This window comes from Companilactobacillus mishanensis (assembly GCF_003946505.1).
GTDB lineage: Bacteria > Bacillota > Bacilli > Lactobacillales > Lactobacillaceae > Companilactobacillus > Companilactobacillus mishanensis.
The window spans coordinates 245,408-271,657 of record NZ_RHON01000001.1 but is presented as its reverse complement, the minus strand read 5'-3'; the positions used below and the strand labels follow the sequence as shown (position 1 = coordinate 271,657).

The 26,250-nt window shown below is 35.1% G+C and carries 18 protein-coding genes, 1 other RNA gene and 1 pseudogene; 13 read left to right on the top strand and 7 right to left on the bottom strand.

Features of this window, described 5'->3' with window-relative positions:
* Positions 1–59: 59 nt before the first annotated feature.
* The 3 genes from EKM63_RS01280 to EKM63_RS01270 are packed head-to-tail and all read left to right on the top strand — an operon-like array spanning position 60 to position 3,168.
* Positions 60–821, top strand: coding sequence for a hypothetical protein (locus EKM63_RS01280; RefSeq protein ID WP_125702930.1), 762 nt, complete (start codon positions 60–62; stop codon positions 819–821).
* A 13-nt stretch (positions 822–834) separates the two neighbouring features.
* Positions 835–1,812, top strand: coding sequence for a hypothetical protein (locus EKM63_RS01275; RefSeq protein WP_125702928.1), 978 nt, complete (start codon positions 835–837; stop codon positions 1,810–1,812).
* Between the two features lie 3 nt (positions 1,813–1,815).
* Entirely contained in the window at positions 1,816–3,168 is a 1,353-nt protein-coding gene (locus EKM63_RS01270) for an RsmB/NOP family class I SAM-dependent RNA methyltransferase (RefSeq protein ID WP_125702926.1), read from the top strand.
* Here the strand turns inward: EKM63_RS01270 and fni are convergent.
* Genes fni through mvk form a run of 4 tightly spaced genes read right to left on the bottom strand, consistent with a single transcriptional unit; the run spans position 3,157 to position 7,211 of the window.
* On the bottom strand, positions 3,157–4,206 hold the full coding sequence (gene fni / locus EKM63_RS01265) for a type 2 isopentenyl-diphosphate Delta-isomerase (protein WP_125702924.1): 1,050 nt from the start codon (positions 4,204–4,206) through the stop codon (positions 3,157–3,159). The two genes, EKM63_RS01270 and fni, sit on opposite strands and share 12 nt — an antisense overlap.
* The gene (locus tag EKM63_RS01260) at positions 4,199–5,278 is read right to left on the bottom strand and encodes a phosphomevalonate kinase (RefSeq protein WP_125702922.1); all 1,080 of its coding nucleotides are present in this window, start codon (positions 5,276–5,278) and stop codon (positions 4,199–4,201) included. Before EKM63_RS01260 ends, fni begins: the two co-directional genes overlap by 8 nt.
* 21 nt (positions 5,279–5,299) lie before the next feature.
* Positions 5,300–6,265 (bottom strand): diphosphomevalonate decarboxylase, encoded by a 966-nt coding sequence (gene mvaD / locus EKM63_RS01255; protein WP_125702921.1) that lies wholly within the window; start codon positions 6,263–6,265, stop codon positions 5,300–5,302.
* A gap of 4 nt (positions 6,266–6,269) precedes the next feature.
* The gene (gene mvk / locus EKM63_RS01250) at positions 6,270–7,211 is read right to left on the bottom strand and encodes a mevalonate kinase (RefSeq protein ID WP_125702919.1); all 942 of its coding nucleotides are present in this window, start codon (positions 7,209–7,211) and stop codon (positions 6,270–6,272) included.
* A 105-nt stretch (positions 7,212–7,316) separates the two neighbouring features.
* On the opposite strand from mvk, the gene EKM63_RS01245 reads away from it, so the two are divergent.
* From EKM63_RS01245 to EKM63_RS01220, 6 genes are all read left to right on the top strand, one after another.
* The gene (locus tag EKM63_RS01245; protein WP_125702917.1) at positions 7,317–10,856 is read left to right on the top strand and encodes a PD-(D/E)XK nuclease family protein; all 3,540 of its coding nucleotides are present in this window, start codon (positions 7,317–7,319) and stop codon (positions 10,854–10,856) included.
* The gene (gene addA, locus EKM63_RS01240) at positions 10,828–14,487 is read left to right on the top strand and encodes a helicase-exonuclease AddAB subunit AddA (protein ID WP_125702915.1); all 3,660 of its coding nucleotides are present in this window, start codon (positions 10,828–10,830) and stop codon (positions 14,485–14,487) included. The genes EKM63_RS01245 and addA overlap by 29 nt, the downstream gene beginning before the upstream one ends.
* A gap of 13 nt (positions 14,488–14,500) precedes the next feature.
* Positions 14,501–17,305: a helicase C-terminal domain-containing protein gene (locus tag EKM63_RS01235; RefSeq protein WP_125702913.1), complete on the top strand. Its 2,805-nt coding sequence runs from the start codon at positions 14,501–14,503 to the stop codon at positions 17,303–17,305.
* Positions 17,306–17,355: 50 nt separating this feature from the next.
* A complete protein-coding gene (locus EKM63_RS01230) occupies positions 17,356–17,835 on the top strand; it encodes a hypothetical protein (protein ID WP_125702911.1) in 480 nt (159 codons plus the stop codon).
* Between the two features lie 91 nt (positions 17,836–17,926).
* Positions 17,927–18,550, top strand: a complete 624-nt coding sequence (locus tag EKM63_RS01225; protein ID WP_125702910.1) for a DnaD domain protein — start codon at positions 17,927–17,929, stop codon at positions 18,548–18,550.
* On the top strand, positions 18,550–19,203 hold the full coding sequence (locus tag EKM63_RS01220; RefSeq protein WP_125702908.1) for an endonuclease III domain-containing protein: 654 nt from the start codon (positions 18,550–18,552) through the stop codon (positions 19,201–19,203). The genes EKM63_RS01225 and EKM63_RS01220 overlap by 1 nt, the downstream gene beginning before the upstream one ends.
* Positions 19,204–19,228: 25 nt before the next feature.
* Here EKM63_RS01220 and EKM63_RS01215 read toward each other — a convergent pair whose 3' ends face one another.
* Positions 19,229–21,649, bottom strand: a complete 2,421-nt coding sequence (locus tag EKM63_RS01215) for a transglycosylase domain-containing protein (RefSeq protein WP_125702906.1) — start codon at positions 21,647–21,649, stop codon at positions 19,229–19,231.
* 2 nt (positions 21,650–21,651) lie between these two features.
* Positions 21,652–22,272, bottom strand: a complete 621-nt coding sequence (recU, locus tag EKM63_RS01210; RefSeq protein WP_125702904.1) for a Holliday junction resolvase RecU — start codon at positions 22,270–22,272, stop codon at positions 21,652–21,654.
* 65 nt (positions 22,273–22,337) lie between these two features.
* Here recU and EKM63_RS01205 point away from each other — a divergent pair, with 65 nt between their 5' ends.
* From EKM63_RS01205 to EKM63_RS01190, 4 genes and pseudogenes are all read left to right on the top strand, one after another.
* Positions 22,338–22,889: a DUF1273 domain-containing protein gene (locus EKM63_RS01205; protein ID WP_125702902.1), complete on the top strand. Its 552-nt coding sequence runs from the start codon at positions 22,338–22,340 to the stop codon at positions 22,887–22,889.
* Positions 22,890–23,065: 176 nt separating this feature from the next.
* A pseudogene (locus tag EKM63_RS11585) lies at positions 23,066–23,177 on the top strand (DivIVA domain-containing protein); the annotation flags it as partial.
* Between the two features lie 526 nt (positions 23,178–23,703).
* Positions 23,704–24,058, top strand: an RNA gene (gene rnpB, locus EKM63_RS01195) — RNase P RNA component class B.
* Between the two features lie 66 nt (positions 24,059–24,124).
* On the top strand, positions 24,125–25,246 hold the full coding sequence (locus EKM63_RS01190) for a THUMP domain-containing class I SAM-dependent RNA methyltransferase (protein WP_164504887.1): 1,122 nt from the start codon (positions 24,125–24,127) through the stop codon (positions 25,244–25,246).
* On the opposite strand, the gene EKM63_RS01185 is transcribed toward EKM63_RS01190, so the two are convergent.
* Entirely contained in the window at positions 25,247–26,188 is a 942-nt protein-coding gene (locus EKM63_RS01185) for a magnesium transporter CorA family protein (protein WP_125702899.1), read from the bottom strand.
* Between the last annotated feature and the right edge of the window lie 62 nt (positions 26,189–26,250).

Here is a 26,250-nt window from a genome sequence, read left to right as displayed (position 1 = left end):
ATTATTTGAAATAAAATGTAGTATTAGTAATATTAAAATTACGTAAAGGAAATATTATCTTGGATTATATTGAAAACCTACGTCAAATTGTATCTACCTTGCCACAGCCAAAAGTCTTTACAGCAAGAATTAATTTCATGCAACATGTCTGTGATGCTCTTAAATCCGGAAACCTTCCTAAGTATCGTTTCCCAACTTTTGAGTTATCAGAATCTGAAATCAAAAATTACTTGCGTTCAAACATGACTGACGATGAGTCAAAGTTTCAGCAAATGGTAGAAACTTTGCAGAATTTTGATAAACAATTAGGCGAGTTTAGAACATATTTGCAAGTCAGATTTGGTTATTGGGCAACTATTACTGATAATTTGATGGATTCGTGGGTCAAGTTATTCCCTGATCGAAAGTATCTGGAATTGATGGCAGGTAATGGGTACATTTCGAAGGGATTGAGGAATCGAAATATGTCCGTAGTCTGCACGGATAATTTGAGTTGGTCTGCACAAAGTAAAACAGGCGAGACACTTATTACTGATATCGAACAATTGGACGCCTTATCAGCAATTAAAAAGTACCATGATCAAGTTGACTCAGTCGTTTTAGCTTGGAGTCCTGATCGAGATGAAATTGATTTTGAAATACTAAAAGAAATTAGAAAATTCAATTTGGAATTCTTTGTTATTGGCGAAGAATATGGTGCTACCAATAGCAAGAAGTTTTGGGATTCGATCAACGTGATCAAAAATCCTGAAATTGACGAATTAAATCAGGTTTACTCCCAATATGACTTGGTTAATGATAAAATTTTCTTAATACAATAATAGGTGAACTTAGATGAAAAAAATTATTTCTAGTATTATTATTTTTCTTCTAGTCCTTTTGGCTGCTGTTGCGGTTTCTAAGAGTGATTCGATCAAATACAATAATACAATGAACCGGCTGGGCATGAGTGATGATGCGACAGTTATGAAGACAAGTTCAAAACGAAACTTGACTTCAACAGTTGAAGCATTGAGTAAAGCAAAGTTATCAGACTATCAAATTATCTTCTTTGATAAGAGCAACAGTAGTTTTGGTTATATTTATAGTCATAATCTGTTAAGAAAACTTCCGACCGTGTCAGGTAGATATTTTTCAAAGACTGACTTCAAGTCTGAGATACCTTTTGCTGTACAAGGACAACAGTCTGAAACCACAAGCTATAAACCTCAGAGTCAGGAATATATCAAAACGGACAAGCGATATATTTCAGTTATCGGGAATATTGGATTTAATAATGCTGATATTCTAAATGAACAGACTTTAGTCTCATTATCACCAACGCAACCAAAATCTAATAAAAAGTTAAATCAACTGATACCTGTTGTTGATGGCCGAGTTTTATCTAATAAATCTGATCTCACGAAGATGAAAAAGATAATAAAAGTTAATTCAACTCATAAATATAGTCCACAATCAGACGACTTTAGTGAAGTACAAACAAACAAAAGTGATAACTTATATATTTTGTCATTATTATTGATTTTCTTAGCCCTGATTGCTGTAGATATATACATCTTGTTACCGTTGAGATTTGACGTTAAGAAGACTCAGTTGACCGGTGATTTGAAGAACAATTATCGAAATGGATTATTACTAAGATATCTACTATTCACCATGATTCCGTATGTTATAGGTTACATTTGGATCAATTGGCGAATCGTGATCATTAGCTATTCGACCCTTAACACTTACTTGATCTTGTCCATGCTGGCGACTGTTATTGTGGGAATATATCAAATTTATTTTGTAAAAAAACGGAGTGAAGATTAACCGATGAATGTGAATCTAAGTTCAGAGTTTAAAGAAAAATATACTAATCTATTAGGTGACCGTGCACCAAAATTATTTTCAGCGATTGAAACTGAAAGTGAGAATGCATTCCGAATCAATCCACTGAAACCTGGTTACAAAACTCTGACAGAGAGTTTAGAACGACCAATTGAGTATACAGATATTGGCTTTTACGGTGATATCGACGGAAATTCTATCGATCATCTTTCTGGTTATATTTATAGTCAAGAACCAAGTGCGATGTATGTTGCTGAGGTCTTGGATGCAAAACCAGGGGAGACAGTTTTAGACCTTTGTGCAGCGCCCGGAAGCAAGACTACCCATATTGCCTCCAAAATGGCTTCTGAAGGGCTTTTAGTGGGCAATGAAATAAATTATAAGCGTGCTAAGGTTTTGTCTTCAAACGTTGAAAGAATGGGTATTAGAAACACAGTTGTAACAAACAATTCACCAAAGGATTTTGAAAAAGGCTTTAACAATTATTTTGATAAAATTTTGGTAGATGCTCCATGCTCTGGCGAAGGAATGTTTAGAAAAGACCCAGAATCAGTCAAATATTGGTCGCAAGAGTATGTGGAATCATGTGCAAACCGTCAAAAACATATTATGGATTCAGCTTACAAGTTGTTAAATAATGGTGGAACTTTTGTCTACAGCACTTGTACATTTTCTCCAGAAGAAAATGAAGAAAATATTGATTACTTTTTGAACAAATATCCTGATATGCAAATTGTTGAGATAAAAAAATACCCTGGAATGGAAGACGGAAAACCAGAATGGGGAAATGATAATCAAAACCTAACTAAAGCATTGAGAATGTTTCCTGATCAATTTAATGGTGAAGGACATTTCATTTGTAAGATGCAGAAGGTTGGAACAGCTGAAAATACAAAGTCTCGTGAACTTAACTCTGGTATGAAAAAAGAAGATACACAGTTATTTGATAAGTTCATCAAGCAAAACCTGCAAGAAAATCCATACAGCAACTATTTACATATTGCTGATTATCTTTACAATCCCGCATCCCTTGATTCTCGTTTTAAGAAGTTACACGTTTTACGAAATGGGCTTAAATTGGGTGAATTCAAAAAAAATAGATTCGAACCTGATATCGCAATGATATTAGCTATCGAACCTAAAGAATTAAAAATTATTTATGATTTAAGTGATGATCAATTCGGAAAGTATCTTCACGGTGAGTCCGTAATATTGGAAAAGCAACCTGATTTCAATAACAAATGGATTGGGCTCAGTTATCAAAATAAATTATTCAGTTGGGGAAGATACTCCAATAAAGAGATAAAAAACGTTTATCCCAAAGGATTAAGAAGGTAACACGATATTTCTTTGAATTGCATAATCTTTCAAGTCTCCATCAAAAAGGATGGGGGCTTTTTTGATTTCTTGAATATTTTTAGCGCCAATGGCTGCCATGATGATTTTTATTTGTACAGAAATACTTTCAAAAAGTAATTTTGTTTCGTCTAAAGAGAACTTTTGAAGGTGATGTAAAGCTAATCCTGAGATTCCGACTGAGGTAGCTCCTAATTTCAAAGCTTTAACGATATCCATTGCGGTGCGAATCCCACCAGAAGCAAATATGGTTGTATCATCAAGACTTGATTGGGCTTCGAGCAGAGATTCCACAGTTGATAATGAAAATTGATCTAAATATGTTAAATCTAGTTCATGATTTCTAGCGGTTTCGATTTCAGCAAAATCAGTACCACCAAAGCCAGAAATATCGATATTTTTAACACCACATTTTTTCAACTGGCGAATATTTTCTTGGCTTAAACCAAATCCTACTTCTTTGACAATAACTGGAACATTTACATTTGAAACGATGTCTTTAATATTGTCTAACCAATAAAATTCACGTTCACCTTCAGGCATGGCTAGTTCTTGCAGAACGTTTAGATGAATTTGAAGGGCATTGGCGTCAATGAGATCAATTGCCTTTTGAGCTTGTTTTGCGTTTGCTTTGGCTGAGACATTGGCGATAACAAATCCTTTTGGATCATTTTCTCTAAGAACTTTAAAACTATTAGCAGTTTCAGGAATCCTTAAGTAGACACCCATCGAACCACTAGAAACAGGTATGTTAAAGTCATTCGCTAATTTTGCAAGTTCAGAATTAAATTTTTCTGACTGATTTGAACCACCGGTGATGGCATTAAAATAAAAAGGATGGCTGGCTTTAAATCCCAAGAAATCAACGCTGGTGTCTATTTCGGACATTGATAATTCCGGAATTGCATTATGAATAAGCCTTACACCTTCAAAACCGGCATAAGACTCATCTGTAAAATATTTTTCTGCTAAGAATAAATGTTCAACCTTACGTTGAATTTGTTCATCCTGTTTAGGCATGTTCGATAATATCTCCAATTTTTAATGGTAGGGGAGTGATTCCAACTTTTTCCCACTCTGACTTAAGAGTAGCGATATTGATATTCTTATTGCCGATAACGATTCCACAGTCACCACCACCTGCACCAGATGTTTTGGCTGCACCGCCGAGCTTTTCTGCAATGTCACATAGTTTAGTTAATAATTTTGTTTCAATATGAACATTACTGAAATTTGCCAGATCAGTTAGTATTTTACGATTATGACTGATCATTTCTTTAATTAGTTCGGCATCATTATTTTTAAAACCTTCAATTAGTTTTTCAACATTTTGACGGCTTGATTTCAAGAAGTGTTGATATTTTTCAACTTTTTGAGCTTTAGTTAAGGCAATACGATCAACTAGGATAGAAGTTGATGCAGGGGATCCCGTCCAACCAACTACCAATTCCAATTCTTTTGGCAATGTCAAAGGGTCGATCCTTAAGTTTGGCCAATTTAATTTGAGTAACTTTCCGAGGCTATGGTTTCGTACCATATTGAATACCCAGTTACGATCTGGTGATTTGTAAGCAACGATTCCACCGAAGGCACTAGCGGCAATATCTCCAAGACTACCGTTTCCTTGAACCGATAAGTGAGCAATAGAAGCTAATTTATAAACGTCCATTTCAGATAATTCAAGCTGATAAAAGTCACCAAGAGCTTTCACAACTGCGACTGTAACTGCAGCGGAACTGCCTAATCCAAATTTTTTACCGTCTTTTGAATCAAGTTCACTTGTAACTAATAAATCGTAATATGCTAGTTTCTTTTGTTTCTCGAGAGCATATCTTTCAACAAATTTAATGGCAGTTAAGATGTACTGTAATTGACTTTCAGTATCATCAAATACTAATTCTGTACCTTGTCTGTTCCAGTGGATCAATTCTTTATTTAAATTCTTCGATTGAATGGTTCCACCGTTTTCAGATTCTGTAACTCTTGCGGTCACATATTGATTTACAGAAGCTATTACTGCTGGAAAACCAGTTTCTACAACAGCGTATTCTCCTGCCAAATATAATTTTCCAGGTGCTTTTCCTGTAGACAAAATATCATACCTTTCAGTTTATCAAATGTATTCTATACCTCGACCAATGTGGGCTTCAACAGTGGAGATACCTGTTATATTAGCTTCAATGAAGTCTTTGACCTTTTGTACCGATTCCTTGCTACAAATTATTTTAACATTAGGACCAGCATCTATAGTAGCATATGCGAGAATTCCATTATTTCTTAACTTTTTTATTATGTTTAAAATTTGTATAGTTTCAGGCGCAAAGTAGGTATAAGGAGGATTCGCAGACAAGGTCAATGCATGCATCGACATAGCATTGTGTTCTGAGATCTCTCCAATTTTTTGAAGATCTTTATTAGCAATTGCTTGCTTAATTTCGACTAGTTCTGAAGCCACTAGTGTACTCCAATTTGAATAAAAAGGGGAGGTTTTTACTGAAGATTCCATCCCTGTGGTTGATGAAATTGATTTCTCCGCCTTAGAAATTACCACTGAAAGCAAAACTATGCCAATATCAGGACTTTCATCAATTGGTTCAGCAAAGGAAGTGTCGTTGTTTGTTCCGGCATGCCATTGTACAAATCCTCCAAATATGGATCGACTGGCTGATCCAGAGCCATTTCTAGACAATATTGAAAGTGATTTTTTGGATAAGTCAAGATTCATTGTGCTATTGATTGAGGCTGCTAATGCTGCAAATCCAGATGCCGAAGACGCAAAACCAGCAGATGTTGGCACATGATTGGTCGAATTGATTTGGAAATGTTCGTCAAACGAATACATTTTTCTGACTGTATCCAAATAATTACGAATCCTTAAACTTTTCGAATCATCTAATTCTTGATTGTTCAAAAATACGACATCTTTGTCTGAATTGATCACTTCAGACTTAGTATCTGTGTAAAATCTATCCAACGTTAATGAAAGACTGTCAGTATAAGGTATTTTATAAGTCTTATCTTTTTTCCCCCAATATTTAATAAGGGCAATATTTGTGTATGCGCGTGCAATTTTGGTCAACGAATCAGTCCTCGTTTTCATAAATTGAAAGTGGTTGGATCCACGTTTGTTCTGCCTGATTTTTAATGAGTGCTTTTTGAATCATTTGTGCACTGGTCAGATTTTTAGCTAGGCATATTATACAGCCGCCTCTACCTCCACCAGTAATTTTGCTGCCTAAGGCACCAGCATTATTAGCAGCATTTATCATCAAATCAACTTTTGGTACAGATAAATTTAAATCGGTTAAAATATCGTTAGCATGATTGAAAGTTTGTCCCAACGATTTAAGGTTGTTTGTTTGTAAAGCTTTGATGGTGGAATCTGTGCATTTCCCCAGCTGTTCTAACTTGTTTCCGATTGCTATGGGATCATTGTCGTACATCGACCTAACGTCAGATACAGTTTGCTTAGTTTTACCTTTGATTCCTGAATCTGCTATGACTATAAAACCGTCCGAATTAAATGTAAAATGTTCGACTTGTTTGTCTTTGGTAAATTTTATCGGCGAGTCAGAAATAACTGTTCTCGCATCAAGTCCACTAGCTTTACCATGAGTTACGGTTTCTGATTTATTGATATAATCCAGCAATGTCTCATTATCAAGTTCAACATCAAAAAAATCGAACATTGCTCGGGTAATTGCTGCACCAATTGCAGCAGACGAACCAAGCCCACGTTCAATAGGAAGACCACTATCGATCGACATTGCGTAATTCAATTGTTCCTTGTTCAAATCATCATCTAATAAGGAAATTAAATATTTGACTCCAGATAAAGATTCGGGTAGTTCAGAAATCTTTCCAACAAAGTAATTTGAAGAAAGAACTTTATCTGAATTTTCTTTTACTCTAATTATTACTGGGATACTAACAAGAGGGAGTGCAATAGCTGGATAATTGTAAACTACAGCATGTTCTCCCATCATGATCATTTTTCCATGACTTTTTCCAATACCGTTACGCACAGCATTCACCTCAGTTTCTCTAAGAATATATTTTATACATACTCGAAACATAATTCCACTGTCTGAAGGTTTAACTATGATAGAATTTTTACAAGGAGATATATTATGACGCTTAATTTTATTCTAGGTAAGAATCAACAAGATCATCATCATGAAATAATGAAGCTATTTAGCGATGATTTTAGTAAATTTAAAAATGATGAATTCTTTTTTATTGTACCTAATCATATAAAATTTGAATCCGAAATAAATATGTTAAAAGACTTCGGTGATATCCAAGGAATTGATGGGTTGGTGGCGACAAACAAAGTTCAATGTTTCTCACTCACTCGATTAGCTTGGTATTTTTTGCGTGGGACTGATATTTTCAATACTGAAACTTTAACAGATACAAAGTCAGCAATGATAATCCGTAATATTATCAATCAACAAAAATCTCACTTAAAAATTTTGTCAGGGATGTCAAACAAACCGGGCTTCATTGATCAATTATCGTCTCAGTTTACAGAATTCCAAAATGGGGAAGTTGCTCCAGAAGACATTTCCAAAGTATTATCAGAAAAGTCAGATGAATTATTTACTGGGAAAATTGATGAAATCAACTTAATTTATAAAAATTATTGTGAACAAATAGCCCAATTTGCTACAAACAATTTCAAAATGGATGCCTTAGCAGATTTTTTCAATAAATCACTTAATTCCAAACATTTTCATTTTTATGTCGAAGGTTTTTCTACATTTACAGCGGTTGAATTACAAGTTATAAAATCAATGCTAATTAATTGTGCTAATGTCGATATTTCACTAGTTCTCGAAAATCCAGCTATTAAACCAATCGACAAAACTGACTTTTATGCCAGACCAGCTGGAACATATAACCAACTCTATAATTATGCACACGAAAATGGTGTAGCATTCTATAATTATTTTGCTAAGCAGAACAGGATCAGTGATGACCTGGCGAAATTAGAAGATTATTGGATACAATCTAGCACTTTACAACCAATCAAGGCCAGCAACTTCGACTCACGGAATTCTGTTCAAGTTTGGAAGTGTACCAATAAACAGACTGAGGTATCAGCTGTAAGTACTTATATTCGCCAGATGGTCGCAAATCAAGGATATCGCTATAACGATTTTTTGATTTTGGCACGCGATTTGAATCAATATAGTTCTTTTGTAGAAGCATTCATGGATGAAAATGAATTGCCATATTTTATCGATCTTCAAAGAAAGATGACTGACCATCCCTTTAAACAACTGATAGACTTGCTATTTAATTTAGTTAATCACGGTTTTCAAAGTGATGATGCCATTTCAATTTTACGTACGGAACTTCTGATTCCAGAAGGGTTTGCAAATGACAATATTGCAAAATTTAGGGATGCTGTAGATTTGACTGAGAATTACGTCCTTGCAAATGGAATCACTCGACGTAGATGGTTAGGAAAAGAATTTGAATCAGACGCTACGTTAGATGAAGAAATTGATAAAAACATCATCAACGATTATCAATCGATAAATAGAATTAAAAACTATTTATCTGAGATCTATACCCAGCTCAATGACTTCTTGAGTGAAACTCATTCTGCCACTGATGTTGCTTCTTTTCTATATGAATTTTTGACACAAAACGGGGTCTTTCAAAGATTGACAGAATGGCAAAACCAAGCCATTGAACAAAATGAGTTGACTATTGCTGACCAACCAGAACAGGTCGTTGATAAATTCAATGATATTTTGGATGAATACGTCAGTGTATTTGGCGATACCAATTTTGACAGCCAATCATTCATTGAGATACTTGATTCAGCATTTGAGAGCGCTCAGTATTCACAAATTCCATCAACTTTGGATGCCGTAAATATTTCTGAAATTGGAATGGTTCAACCTAATAATCGAAAAATCACTTTAATATTGGGTTCTACCGTCAACAATATGCCAGGAACTTCAGTCTCCAACGGTATTATTGCAGACGAAGAACGTCAATTGATCTCAGAAAATCTATCTTCAGAAAAGTACTTGAACGCTTCAGACGAAGTAATGAACAATTCAGAGCCATATTTGCATGATTTGACGTTCAGCACATCTTCTGAACGGTTGATTTTTACTTATCCAAATTTTACTGATGACAATAAGCAACAGGACCTATCAAGTTACGTGATAAGAATAATTGAACATTTCAATATATCGACTGAAGATGTTTTACTCAACCCTCAACCTGATGACCTTAGTGAAAACAATATTTTGAGGTACGTAGGTTCACAGGATTCTACATTAAACTATCTGATCCGAGTTTCTCGAGCTTCATTGGACAATAAAACTTCATTATCAAACAAGTGGAAATATATTCAAAATACTCTTTTAAGTAGCGATTCGGACCGCTCAAAATTTGCGTTGAGTTCTCTAAATTATCAGAATGTCCCAACAAATCTCGATCCAATGGTAGTCGAAAAGCTATACGGGAATAACATCAATGTTTCTATTTCTCGTTTGGAAACTTTCTACCAAAACGAATATGAGTACTTCTTAAAATATGGCTTGCGTTTGAAGCCACGACAATTATTTGAAATTACACCTGCCCAAAATGGTTCGCTATATCATGCAGTTCTGGATGGATTTGTTAAGCTGATCAATCAAAAAGATGTCGATATCAGAGATTTAAATGATACACAATTAAAGGATTTTGTCGGTCAAATTTTTCAAGAGCAGTTGAAATTACCTCAAAATAAAATTTATCTATCATCAGATCGTATGGGTTATCTATCAAAAAAAGCAGAAACGACACTGTTGCAACTAGTGAATGCAATCAAACAACAGTTGAGTCGAAACAAATTTAAACCGACTGCTACTGAGGTTGCCTTCGGTAGAATCAGAAATAATCATCAAGATTTACCTGGACTGACATATAAGATTTCTGGGGGACATGTTATTAATGTTCGTGGAAAAATTGACAGAATTGATCAAATGACATTAAAGGATGCTGATTACCTGGCGGTTATTGATTACAAATCCAGTGCCCGTAAATTCGCATTTGATGCCTTTCTTGAAGGTTTGACGATGCAAATGCCAACTTATCTTCAAAATTTAGTTGCTAATAAGAATCTGTTTTCGAAAAACTTGGATGTCAGGATAGCTGGAGCCTTCTATTCACACATTCAAAATCCAAAAATCACTTTGAAAAAGGGTGTAGACCTGCAGACAGAATTACTTAAACAGTTCAAACTTGATGGATTGATCGTTAATGATGAAGAGTTGATCAGTAATCTTGATAATTTGATATCAGGTCGTTCATCCAATATTCTTCCACTAAAAAATGCTAAAAGTGGGGTTTCTATTAATCCTAAAAATGCCATTAGCGATGATGATCTATTTAAAATTTTAAATTACAACAAACACTTGATCACAAATGCTGGCGAGAAAATTTATTCCGGTAAATTACAAATTAATCCTTACCGTGATAGCCAGGAGAATACAGGTCTGCAATTTAGTGATTACCGTTCGATCTTACAGTTTGATGCAATGTTACCAGAGAATGAGTATCACGAAATAATAAAACGTGATAAGACCGATGTTTTGAACCGAATCAAGAGTATTTTGGAAGGTGGTGCTGAAAATGCCCAAATGGACAGAAGATCAAAATAAAGCTATTTTTCATCATGGACATGACATATTAGTTTCAGCTGCCGCTGGATCAGGAAAGACGACCATTCTGATTGAACGAATCATTGAAATGTTAAAAAATGGAGAAAATATCGATAATTTCTTAGTGGCTACATTTACTGAAGCTGCAGCTTTGGAGATGAAAGAGAGACTTGTAAACAGAATAAAAGAGCTAGTCGCTTCTGGTGAACTTGATGATGAAGATAAACAACATTTACAAAGCCAGATTTTCAAAGTATCTGTGGCAAATATCAGTACGCTGCACGCTTTTTGTCTGAGTGTTATCAAAAAATTCTATTATGTTATCGATCTTGATCCAAGTTTTCGTCTACTCAGTGATGAGACCGAAAAGACTATGATGCAACAAAGAGCATTTGATAACGTTAGAAATAAATACTACAAGAAAAACGATGCTGATTTCCTTGATCTAACTGAAAATTTTTCAAACGATAAGACAGATGATGGTTTGGCAGACACTGTTTATAAACTTTATGATTTTGCGATCACCAATGATGACACTAATGGATGGCTTAATAGTCTGACAAATAGTTATCAAGTTGGCGATAGTTTGACCGATTCAGACTTTTACCAAAAATCCTTTAAACCTCAAGTTATTAAATCACTAAGGAATTTGATAGACGAAATGAATAGTATTGCTGAACGTGCAAAAGATGACCCATTGAGTCAAAATTACGCGCCAGTAATGAATTCAGCTGTCGTTCAAATAATGAATACGATTGATCTTCTTGAATCTGAAAAGACATTTGATGAAATTAGAGAACAAGTTTTGAGTTTTAAGTATGGTCGCGCCAAACCAGTCTCAAAGGAAACTAAAGAATTATCTGATGATGATTCAATTTTGAAATTGGTCAAGAAACAAAAGGATGACGTCAAAACCGAATTTGAAAAGGACATCGTCAATAGCTTTTTCATCCAAAATGAAGCTGATACTCTGGACACAATTCATAACGCCGAAAAGATTATGGCAAAACTAGTCGAGGTTGAATTAGCCTTTATCAAGGAATTTAACAATATCAAGACTTCAGAACATGTGCTAGACTTCAATGATTTGGAACACAAAGCCGTAAGCATTTTGACAAGTGAAGTAGAAGGACAAAAAGTTGCCTTAGGCTTCTACCAAAACAGATTTCATGAAATTATGATCGATGAATATCAAGATGTGAATGCCATGCAAGAAAATATTATCCAACTTCTATCAAACAAGAATAATCACATGTTTATGGTTGGCGATATCAAACAATCTATTTATGGGTTCCGTCAGGCTGCACCTTATATTTTTACTGGTAAATATCAAGAATTTCAAAAGGAAGACAATCCCAATGAATTGATACAACTGTCCAAAAACTTTCGTTCATCAGTCCCCGTTGATAATTTTGTAAATACTATTTTTAAAAGTATATTCGATGAACAAATCGGTGATGTAAAGTACGATAAGAGCGTTCAACTTGTGGCAGGTACTAGTTTCCCTGATGATGTTGATGCTGACACTGAGATGTATTTATTGAACGATGACCAGTCAACAGATGAAATGGATGATTCAGTGGTCGAAAATAAACGAATCAGTAAGATTCGATTTGTCGCCAAAAAGATCAAAGAGTTAAAGCAACAGAATTTTAAGGTTTTTGATGGTAAAAAGGGTAAGTATCGGGAATTAAAATATTCAGATATTGCTATTTTGGCTAGAAATAAGAACAGCAATACTGATTTGATATCATACTTTGCTAAAGCTGAGATTCCAGTAATGGTCACTGATGCACAGAATTATTTCCAAACGACAGAATTGCAGATCATGATGTCTATGTTGGAAATAGTTGACAATCCTCGCCAAGATATTCCACTTGTGGCAGTTTTACGTTCACCGATCGTTGGATTGAATGAAGAAGAACTTGCCGAGATCCGTTTGGCAAACAAATCAGATGACTATTTCACTGCAATGAAGGATTACATTACCTTAGATTCAGAAGATATTCGTCCCAAGTTAAAAGATAAATTAGCTGCATTTTTTGTCCGATTGGAGCGTTATCGTGATTTTGCCAACAAAAATAGTTTGGTCAAACTTATTTGGAAAATATATCAAGAGACCGGAATTCTTGAATATGTTGCAGGGATGCCTGGAGGAAAGCAAAGAACTGCTAATTTGCATGCTTTATATCAACGAGCAAACAATTATGAACAAAATAATTTCAAAGGTCTCCATAGTTTTATTGCGTTCATTCAGCAAATGCAGAAGATGGACCGTGACTTATCTCAACCAAATAGTGTTGAAGCAACCGATGATACAGTTAAAGTCATGACCATCCACGCTAGTAAAGGACTAGAATTCCCAGTTGTAATTTTATTGAATATCGATGGCTTGTTTAACAATATGGATTATGTAAGTGAAACTTTATTTGATTCTAAATTAGGTGTTGGGATCAATGTCCTGGATACTACGACTCGTGCAAATGTCAGGACCATCCAACGAGCAATTATCAGTGATCAAAAGAAGATTTCTGCAGTTTCTGAAGAAATGAGATTATTGTATGTTGCTTTAACTAGAGCAAAACAAAAGCTAATTTTGATCGGTCATTCAAAAGATTCTGAAAAAACACTTAGTGCTTGGGATCACGCCAGACGAGAAGACGATGGTGTTATCAATGCTGGTTCTAGATTAGCTGCTAGAACGTACCAGAATTTGATCGGAATGAGTACACTTTCATCTGATGAGCGTAGAAGAGTCCCTGACTCAAATGAATTGGTGAATGAAAACTGCCAACTACACTTTCAGTTCATTGAATCCGATGATCTTAAGGATTCTGTAAGTAAAAAAGTCGATTCTACGATTTCTGAAGAACCATCGACCAAGATTTTTAAAGATACAGTTAATAATATTTTAGGATTTACATATCAACATCAAGAGGCGGTCGAAACAACTGCTTATCAATCAGTTTCTGAAATCAAAGGTCTGTTTGCAGATCCTGATGATAATGAGATGGCTAGATCAGAAATAATTTCTGATAAGGGTAGATATGTTCTTGATCAATTCAAAACGCCAAGATTTCTTCAAAAGACTACCAAAGTTTCCGCGACTGATGTTGGTAGCGCAACTCATTTGGTTTTGCAAAAAATATCATTAGACAAGACACCTGACGCTGAAGATTTCGAACAATTGATCAAAAGTTTGGAAGATAGCAAAGTTATTGATCCAGCAGTAGGTAAAAAAATAAATGTCTCCAGTCTGGTTCAGTTTTATCAAAGTGATTTGGGTAAATTGATATTAGAAAATAAGGATCATGTTAGTCGTGAATATCCATTTTCAATATTGATGCCAGCAAAAAAATTATTTAAATCTGATAATGTTGATAACTCTAATGATGACAAGATACTAGTTCATGGTATTATTGATGGAGTGATTGAACTTGATACCAGTATCATTGTCTTTGATTACAAAACAGACAATGTTAAAAATGGGAAATTAAAAGATGCTATTGAAAAGTATTCTGGACAATTAAATCTTTATTCTGAAGCCATTTCATCCATTATTAAAGATAAAAAAGTTAGTGGTAAATATCTTTACTTCCTTCAAATCAATCAAGCAGAGAAATTAGATTAGTGGTGATTTAATATTGAAAAATTCTTACGCTGTTGTTGATCTAGAGACAACAAATGCTAATTGGCATGACAACGGGCGTATCATTCAATTTGGTTGTGCCTTGATCGAAAACGGCCAAATTACCAAAATTTTTAATCAAAAAGTAAATCCAGAAGTGCCAATTCCAAGTAGAATTACTGCTTTGACAGGTTTGAGTGACTCTGATGTAAAAGATTCTCCAAATTTTAAGGCAATTGCACCGAAGATTTTTAAGCTACTCAAAAATAGGGTATTTATTGCACATAATGTTAATTTTGACTTACCATTTTTGAATCGTGAATTCAGTCGGGTAGGGATGAATCAATTAAATGTTAAGGCAATCGATACAGTAGAATTATCGCAAATAATTTTTCCAACTGTAAGTAGCTACAAGTTACAGGACTTAACTAGTTATTTAAGTATTGAACATGATAATCCGCACAGTGCTGATAGTGATGCATTGGTGACTGCCAAATTGTTCCAAGTACTTGTTAGCAGAATCAGCGAGTTGCCAACGATGACCTTGAAATCGCTGGCTAATTTGGGGACTGAAACGATAAGAGAAACAAATATCGTTTTTAAAAAGATATATGAAGAACGGAAAAACAATAATCAACTTTTACCTGATTATTTATTTGAGAAGAATGGCCTTGTTCTAAGAAAAAAAGACTTTCATGTCAGTGAACAAATTGATCAAAATAGGAATTATCCATCGTCAGAAAAAACTAAGCGTGAAATGCTTCGAGGGATTTTAGATTATCGTCAGAATCAATCTGATTTGATGGACGATATTTTTAAAAACGCCAACAATCGTAAAAAAGACCAGGAATGGAATTTGATTGAGGCTCCAACCGGTTCTGGTAAGACTTTGGGTTATTTACTACCATTATCGTATATGGTGAACAGCCAGCAGAAGTTGGTTATTTCTACAACAACAAAAGTTTTACAACAACAAATAGTTGACCAAGCAATTCCACTACTTAATCAAGTTACAAATAATAATTATCATGCTGAAGTTGTTAAGAGTAGCTACAATTTTATTGATATTGATAGATTTTATGAGGCTCTCGACAACTATCTTGGTCATAGGCACACAGCCTTACTTAAGATGAAAATTATCGTCTGGCTAACTATGACTACTACCGGAGATTTAAACGAACTGCACTTGACGAATTATAATAATCCATTGTTCACAATAATTCGTCATCGAGGTGAAGCTAAAGAGAAAACTATTTTTAGTGATGATGATTTTTGGACGTATCAACAAAACAGATATCATGAATCTTTAATTTTGGTTACCAATCAGTCATATTTGGCTCGACATCTCGATAGCACAATGTGGGGGGACAATTCATATTTGGTTATTGATGAAGCTAACCACTTTGCCGACAGCCTGCGTGAGGTGGCGTCGCCAACGATTGATTTCTTCAAATTAAATGAGTTTGTTAGAAAACTTAGCGATATTTTATATCAAAATCGTGTAACTTTGAGATATGCGTTTACTGAAGTGACCACACAATTATGGAATTATCAAGATCTCCAAGATATGGAATCTCATTTTCAAGCAATAAAGGAATTAATGGAACGACTAGAATACAATATTTTTGAAAATTATATTCAAGATCAAGTGGGGTTAAAGGAACGTAATCAAATGGTTTCTTTGATTATGGATAAGAAACAATTTGGTGCTAATAACGAGGAATTAACTGACTTGTTATCAGATTTAATCGTTGAATTATCGATGGTAGTTAATCGTATCGATGTACTTTTTGATCAATATAATTTTCAAAAAAACTTTATTTCAATTGAACTTTCTAAAATTATTTCTAACTTGATAATTGAAAACTCCAAGATAAGAACTGTTCTAAGTGGGTTAGATGAATTGTTGCAATTGTTGAAGACTGCTGATGCAGACTTTGGTGTGCAATTGGACATGCGTGACTATTATGAACCAAACAGCATGAAACTTAGTTGGCGTCAATACGATATTAAACGTTTGATCAAAGAGACAACTGATTCGTTTAGCCAGATTTTTGCAATTGGTGCTGCCATTACAGTTCAAAAAGATTTTTCACATTTTATTATGGATATGCAATTAGACCAGGAACAAATCAATCAGATGCTTATCTTGCCGGATTCAAACGAAATGGCAAAAAATAGTAAAATATATATTCCCAGTGATGTTCCTGATATTACATCGCTTTCAAATGAGGAATATTACAGCATGGTCACTGACCACATTGTTCAAATATTGGACGACATGGACTATCAAACCATGATATTATTTAACTCATTAGCAACTTTGAATGCAGTCTATTCAAAATTGATGGAAACAGACGTCAAAGAAAAGTGGGAAATACTTGCCCAAGGCATTACTGGTACGAACGAAAAAATTAAGAAACGTTTTGCCATCGGAAATCGTTCAGTTCTTTTAGGAGCAAACTCTTTCTGGGAAGGCGTGGATTTTCCAAAGAAAATGCTGGAAATATTGATTGTTACTAGAATTCCTTTTGAATCGCCAGAAATGATCGATGTTAAAGTCAGACAAGAAATTATGAATAAGCATGGAATAAATGTTTTCAGAGCGGATACATTACCTAGGGCAATTTTACAGTTGCGTCAAGGACTTGGTCGACTCGTGAGAACTTCAGGTGACAGGGGAGTAATAATGTTACTCGACAACCGTATTTTGACCAAAAATTATGGTAAAGATATTTTAAACTCGTTACCAGATGGTTTACCTGTCATTAATGAAGACATGCCTTATATTAAAAAAGACATAAATCAGTTTTTGAATTAAAAGCAAAGTTGCTATACTATGTTTAATTGACTAAGTAAAAGGAAGACCTTATGAATAGAAGTACAAAAATATTGCTAGTAATTTCTTTGATTACTTTAGCTATAGTTTCGGTGATAACATATATAAATCTTTCATTTGCACCGTATTCTAGTGCAAGATCACAATCAAATTCTATTGCTGAAGAAAAGGCAAATATCGTTCAACCTGATTACTTTGGTGATTACACAAGAACTGATCGTTATTTTGCAGTCGGTGGATTGACGAATAAAAAACAATATCGTTATATTATTATTAATGCTAAAAGTGGTAAAACAGAAACATTTGATAAAGGTAATGCACCATTACGTGAAAAAGTATTGCAGGGTGTAGCAGATCGATATAGTCCTACCAAAATTTTGCATATAAATTTAGGATTGTATAAAGGTAAACCAACATGGGAAGTTGCTTTTGAAAACAAAAACAACACCGTGGGTTACAATTTGGTCGATTTTAAAACAGGCAAAAGTGTTCAGCTAATTAATAATATTTAAATTGTAAATTTGGAATCACAAATTATAAAAAATAAAAAAAGGTATTAGGCAGGAAGCCTTTACCTTTTTTATTTGAAGAAAGTTGTAATTTATGGAAAATAAAATATTTAATGAGTTTTTATCCAGTGGTAATACAACCATCAGTAATTTATTAATAAAGAACTATCGTAAATTACGAATGACTGAAAAAGATTTGATAATTTATTTGAATCTATTGATGTTTTCACAACAGGGGATCCAATTCCCTCGTGCTGCCTTAATGGCTGATCACACGGGTTATTCCGAAGAGGAAGTATATAACACTATTCAAAACTTGATCAAAATCGGAATCATCGATTTAAAGACAGTTATTGAAAATCATCAACAACGTGATATTTATGATTTGACTCCAGTTTTTGAACGAATCAATACTTTATTGGAACAAAACGAAAACCATAATCAGCACCAAAAGTTGTTGACCGATACTCAAGAACTATTTAAAAAAATAGAAGTTGAATTTGGTCGACCAATATCACCGATCGAGCAAGAACAAGTTCATCAATGGATCGATGATGACCATTTTAGTTTAAAATTGATTGACTTGGCACTACGTGAAGCAGTACTAAATCAGGCTTATTCATTGAAGTATATGGATCGAATTTTGATAAGTTGGGAAAAGAGCAATATAAAAACTGCAGATCAATTGCAAGAACGCCGAAAGAAGTTGGGATACTAATGTTAACTAAAGAACAAATAGCATGGGCAATTCATGAAATGGAAAAGGATATTGGTCCCGTTGGTCCATCTCTAGATTCTAGAACTCCATTCCAATATCTGATTTCGGTTATTTTGAGTGCTCAGGCTACTGACGTTTCCGTCAACAAAGTCACTCCTGAATTATTCTCAAAATATCCTCAACCAGTTGATTTGATGAATGCAAACTTGACTGATGTTGAAAAAATAATCAAGAGTGTGGGTCTATTTCACAACAAGGCTAAAAATATCATCAAAACTGCTGGTGTCATTCATAACGAACTTAATGACATCGTACCAGAGACTAGAAAGGGAATAATGTCATTGCCAGGGGCGGGTAGAAAAACTGCCAACGTGGTTCTGAGCGACGTATTTGAACAGCCTACTTTTGCAGTGGACACGCATGTATCCGCTATTGCAAAGAGATTGCATTTCGTTGATAGTAAAGCTTCTGTTTTAGAAGTTGAGAAAACTATTGTCGGATCCTTAAAACCTGAAGAACTACATCAAGCACATCACACCATGATCGAATATGGTAAGAAGTATTCTATGAAGATCGATCCACTCAAAGAAGAAAATGAATTGATTATTCAATGTGATGAACTAAATGAACAAAATGAAATGAAAAAAGGCTAGAGAATTTCTTCTCTGGCCTTTTTTGTTACTCATTTTCATTAACAGCACCTTGGGTGTTTGCACCCTGGGTACCGCCGTTATTAGTGTTTCCACCGGTATCTCCATTATTGTTGTTCCCAGTGTTATCACCTGTGTTACCGTTGTTTCCATTATTGTTATTGTTGTCAGTAGTACCACCGTTGTTGTTTCCACCATTGTTGGTATTATTGCCATTTGAGTTGTTATTGTTTTGATTATTGTTATTCGTACCGTCGCCGGTAGTAGTGTTTCCGTTTTGCTCATTGTTTTGAGTTTCATCAGAGTCAGTATCATTATCACTTGGACGACGATTAATTATGACGTCATTACCACTTGACTCAGAAGTACTGTTTGAACTTGAAGAACTGGAATAGCCCTTGTATGGATTGTTAGGGGCGTGTCCACGTACAAACAGCTCCCTGGTGTATGAACTTGGAGAAGCATTTGGAGATGCTACAGAAGGGGACTCAGAACCGTTATCTTTAATTCTAAGTGAGACTACTGAACTTGGCTTCCTCCAATCTGAATTAGTTGATTGTTTCGACAAATATTCCATCTCAGCTTTGTAAATCTTACCTGCAACACTTTGATATGTTGAAGAAATACCATTAGCATTTGGAGAATCATATCCGGTCCAAACACTCATAGAGTAGTTCTTAGTGTATCCGTTATACCAAGAATCTTTTGATTGTCCACTCAATGCGGGATTGCTGGAAATAGAATCATCTGAATAATTAGTGGTACCAGTTTTACCAGCTTGATGTAATCCGGAAATCTGAGCGTAGTCAGCAAATCCAGCAGATGTTGGCACACCTTTCAAAACATCAGTGATCATGTAGGCAGTAGATGATTTCATCACTCGTTTTGGTTCAGAATGATAAGAATGAGTGATACCATCTGCCGTCTCAATTTTTGAAACATAACTTGGTTTGTAATAATAACCACCATTTGAGAAGGCTGCATAGGCACTGGCACCTTGTAAACTAGAAGCATCAGAACCAATACCAGCTGATAATCCTTGGTTACTTGGGATCTTGATCCCTAAGTTCGCTGCGAATTCTTTAGCTCGAGTGAATCCGACCTCGCCAAGTGTTTTAACCGCTGGAACATTTCTTGATGTCACTAACGCTTCACGAAGACTCATTTGTCCTTTGTATGTTTGATCCCAATCACGCAGGACAATGTCTGTACCTGGATATGTATATTTAGAATCTTCCAGTTGCTTGTAGGTTGACCAATTTAGATATTCAATGGCAGGTCCATAATCCAGGATTGGCTTCATTGTTGATCCATTACTTCTGGAAGTTTGGACCGCTCTGTTTAAACCAAATTGAATATTATCAAGATTTCTGCCACCAATCATGGCAATAACTTTACCATTGCTAGGATCGACGATAGTGGAACCAACTTGCATTTTTGAATCTGGAAATTGAACATAGTTTGAAGAATTAACGATATTATACAAACGTTTTTGAGCATCATAGTCCATATTTACAGTGATCTTTAAATTATCACGATAAGGATCGAATCCTTTTTTCTGGACTTCAGAAATAGCCTCTTTAACGTAAGGATCGGTGATCATCTTATCTGTGTTTCCATCAGTTGTGATTTTCTTGTATGGTTGTAGGCCATCAGTGATCGGTGTAGCAATTGCTTCATCGGCTTCGGCTTTAGTAATTTTGTTATTGTTGTACATTGCTGAAATTACCAAATCACGACGATTCTTTGCTTGATCTGGATGTGTATATGGATCGTAATTACTTGGGGCATTTGGCAATCCTGCTAATAGTGCCATTTGAGGCAAGGTAAGGTCACTTAACGACTTACCATAATAGTATTTGGCACCAGTTTCGATACCATAAATACCGTTATCTAGATAAACCTTATTGACATAAAATTCGAGAACCTGTTGTTTAGAAAAATCATGGCTAACTTTCATAGCTAACCAAGCTTCTTGCATTTTTCGTTTGAAAGTTTGATCCTTTGCATCGGTTGAAAAAGCAGTCAACTTAACTAATTGCTGTGTCAAAGTACTACCACCTTGTAGAGTACCTTGAGTAGCGTTAGTGAAAGCTGATTTGACGATTCTAACTGGATCGATACCAAAAGTTTCATTATAAAAGTTTTTATCTTCTATAGATATGACCGCATCTTGCATCTGTTCTGGAACTTTATCGATTGTCACATAGTTTCGTTTATTGTCACCAAGAGATGCAATTTGGTCTCCGCTAGAATCAACTATTGTGGAGGAACCACCGCTTTGCAAAGTTTCTTGACTTATAGCAGGGGCCTTAAACGCATAAAAAATGAATATTATTAAGAAAATACCAACAATCGTTCCCAAAACGATCCCGACCCATTTAAAGAAATTCTTGATGGGAGAGATAGGTTTGACATCATCGTTGCTATGTCTAGGTGTTTTATCCATTGTTATTCCTTCCTGCTTTCAATTAATTTATTTATAATATCAATATAAGGCAATGTTGGGTTATAATCTGGTGTAATTTCATAAGAATCATTTACTATTTCTGACAATTGAATAGATTTGGGACCATCATGTTTTTGCCCATCCCAATATTTAAAAAGCTTAGTTGCTGGCATGATAAAGTATCGCTTCAAGGCAACATATTTGATGATCACAAAACAGATTCCGTTTTGCTTTTCACACGCCCTTAAATGATCTATTTGGTGTTGGTGGAAGTTTTTGAGCGGAAAGGAACTCTTTTGAGTTGTTTCTTTCGCTTCAAAATCGATATAATAACCATTGTATACGCCATTATAGTCGGTTGTAGAAGCCTGCCTAAAATATGCTTCTTTAATAACGGCACGACTTCTCTTAGGATAATCTACTTTTACAATTTGGACAGGGGTCGGTTTTTTATATATTACCGCAATATCGTGTCCCCTATAATACTTGTTACTTTCATTAATTTCATCTTCAAGGTGCATACCACGGTCACCAAAAAGTATCTTTTTGGATTGTGAGGTAGAGAGCTTTGCTGGCTTCTGACTTCGTTGAAACTTGCGTCCGTCAGGATAGTTAAAATTCAATATATCAACTCCTACTTTCAGAATTATACCATGTTGATTGAAATATTAATTAAAGGAGGTTCCTCGTGATAAAAAATTTATGGGTAACAGGTTACCGTTCATATGAACTGGGAATCTTTAAACCTGATGATCCAAAAGAAAAAGTGATTCAAAAATTCCTTGAAGAACGTTTCATTAATTATGCTGAAGATGGTATGGAATGGATTTTGACTGGTGCACAACTTGGTACTGAACAAATTGTTGGAAAAGCAGTTAAAGTTTTAAAGGATAAAGGATATAATATCAAACATGCAGTTATGTTGCCATTTTCTAACTTTGGCGGCCAATGGAATGAGAAAAACCAGTCATTACTAAATATTTTTTTAAGAAATGCGGACTATGTCAATAAACTTACTACTTTAGGTTATCATTCAGGTATACAGCTAAGGACTTGGCAAAGTTTTATGCTAAAACATACTGATGGCTCACTGATATTTTACGATCCAGACAATGAGGGCAAGCCTAAATATGATTATGATGCAATGAAGAATTATCAGGAACAGGGGAATGATTATTCACTTGAATTGATAGATTTCGATGCAATGCAAGATTTTGCTAACATGATGTCCGAAAAATAGCTATTATATATATTATGAGATAAATATTTAACACAATTGGGGTGCAAATAATGAACAACATGAATCAAATGAACGGCAACGGATTTAATCCACAAGGTCAACCAAATGGTAACGAGGACAAATTTTTCTTAAATTTCCAACCAAATGATATTTTACAAAAAGAGTTCAAAACTAAGATGCGTGGTTATGACCAAGCTGAAGTTGATCAATTCTTAGATGGTATCATTAAAGATTACGAAGCTTATTCAAATGAGTTGAATCGTTTGAAGTCAGAAAATAATCGTCTTCAATCCCAAATCAATTCTGGTGCTCAAGCACAAACAAGCAACAACGATACACAACAAGCAACATCCAGACAAAGAAGTGGCAGAAGCATTCCTGTTCAACCTAAGGCCGCATCAATGGCAAGTATGAACGCTAGTCAACCAAAGGCAACAGATGCTTCAACTAATTATGATATTCTCAGAAGAATTTCTAACCTTGAGAAGCATGTTTTTGGTCGTGATTTTGCTAATGGAATTCCTAATGACTCCGCTGTAAAAGACAGTGGTAGTGATCCAGTTAAACAATTCGCATCAGCTGCTGTTCCAAACAGCATGAATTCTAGTCGTGGAAACTTTGAAAGTGGACATAACGAAATCAATCCTGGATCAATGTCAAATCAAGGCTTGAACAATCAAAGTATGTCTAGCCAAAATCCTAATATGAGTCCTAATCATTTTGACGATAGTCGTCAAAATATGAATTCTTTTAACCCAAATCTAAATAACAATGGAAATATGGGTCAATTTTAGGTATAATATTCGCATTGGTAAATTTTGAGTAATCGCGGCCTAGTTATCTAGGCTGAGGAAAGTCCACGCCCGCACGAGCTGAGATGCTTGTAGTGTTCGCGCTTGGCCCAATAAGCCAAGGTACCTTATGGTAACGGCAGTGAAAGCACTAAGGTTATACTATGTGTTACTAGCTTGAAAGTGCCACAGAGACGTAGCATCAAGGGAAACTTTGATGGTGGAACGAGGTAAACCCCACGAGCGGGCAACCCAAACTTTGGTAGGGGCGCTTCATAACGAGAAATGAATCTACTGTGAAGGCTTAATTGTAGATAGATGATTACTAACTGTATCGGAGTACCGAGCCGGTACATGAACAGAACGTGGCTTATAGAAATTTACTAGGTAAGGGACGACGTGTTCGTCCTTTTTTTGTACAAAAAATTTGCATTTTAAAAGAGGATTTTTATGAAATTAATGGCAACTATGTCGAGTGGTTTTGAATCAATAACCACAAAAGAATTACAAGATTTAGGTTATGAGACAACTACGGAAAACGGTAAGGTTTATTTTGAAGGTGAGTATGAAGATATTGCCAAAGCGAACCTGTGGTTACGTAGCGCAGATAGAATCAAAATTGTGATCGATACTTTTGAAGCTAGAAGTTTCGAGGAACTATTTGATAAAGTCAATGCAATCGCTTGGGATTACTGGTTGCCATTAAATGCTGCTTTTCCGATCAAGGCTAGAACAGTCAAATCGAAATTACATTCCGAACGTGATATTCAAGCAATCACAAAAAAAGCCATCGTAAACAAGATGGCAGATGTTTATAAACGACGTGGAAGATTACCAGAATCTGGTGCAACTTTCCAAATCGAAACTAGAATTCATAAAGATGTTGCTGAAATAACGCTCGATACCACTGGTGATTCATTGTATAAACGTGGCTATCGTTTGGAGCATGGTGTAGCACCTATGAAAGAAAACTTTGCTGCAGCACTGATTCTGTTAACAAACTGGCATGATGATATGCCATTCGTTGATCCAACAACTGGTTCTGGAACAATCGCTATCGAAGCCGCATTATTGGCTAAAAATGTAGCACCTGGAACCTTACGTAAGTTTTCGTTTGAAGGTTTCGACTGGATGGATCCTAAGATTTTAGAAAAAGAAAAAGAAGCAGCTAAAGAAGTTCAGCGTGCTCCAAAATTGGATATATTTGCTAGTGATATTGATGGTTCTATGATTGATCTCGCTAAATTGAACGCTCACGGTGCTGGAGTGCTGCACGATATCAACTTTAAACAAATTGCCGTTAAAGATCTAAAAATTGAAGGTCGCGACGGTGTAATCATTTCCAACCCTCCATATGGTCAACGTATGAGTGATATGGAAGGCGTTAGAAAGCTTTACAAGGAAATGGGTGACGTCTTCAATCCACTCGACTCTTGGAGCAAGTACATCGTAACTAGTGACTTGGAATTCGAAAAGTATTTCGGAGAAAGAGCCACAAAGAAACGCAAATTATATAACGGTTCTATTAGAACCGATTATTATCAATTCTGGGCAAAAGAAAGATAATTAAAGGCTATCCCGACGGTGTAGGTCCCAAATTACAAAGATGATCATGGCAATCGTTATAATGATCGAGAATATCCATGACCATTGTTTATCGGCAATCGGAAGTTTCATATTCATTCCGTAAAATCCCGAGACAATTGTTGGAATACTAAGGACAATCGTATAAACCGTCAATATTTTCATGGTTGTATTTGTTTGATTATTCAAGATGTTATTGCTTGTGTTTGAAACACGATCAATGATGTCTGATGCCAAGGCAGCTTCATCCCTTAATTGCTCGATTTCAACAACTGAATCATGCAATCTTTCTTTGGTCTTGGCAGCCAAATTTACTGTCTCTGCTTTAGAGTTGGCAATCACGTCAATTTGTCTTGCAACAGTATAATTACTGTTGATGGCAGTATTGACATATATCATCAAATCTTGAAGTTTTGAAAGACTGATGATTTGCTTATATGATGTTTTCCTACGCTCAATATGTTCTTGGATCCTGTTGCGACGAACATTGATGTCATTAATTTCATCGCTAAAATCGTCAGCAATTCTATCAAAAGCATTGAAGATCAATGCCCAGATTCGGTCTTTAATAATTGGACTATAATGTGAATCTGCTTTCAGAACATAATCACGTACATAGTGAGTATATTTATTTGTAAATAAAAATAATTTATCGTCTTTAATAACCATTGATATCGGCATCGTACTTTTGGATGCACTTGATTTGTCATTTTCATTTTGAACATAATAAACAACTAACCAAATTTGGTTGTTTTCGTCAAATTCTAATCTAGCTCGTTCATTAACATCATCAGCGTAATCGAGAATTTCATTTGTAAGACCGTAAGTCTCAATCAATTCTGTTCGATCTGAATCGTTTAGATTAGTTTCAGATGCAATATCAACCATTTTGAAATTTTGTTGTAAGTTTTCAATCTTAATCATGTCAGTACCCCTCACATGAAATTATTTTATCATAGTGATGATAACGAAAAAATAATAGACTC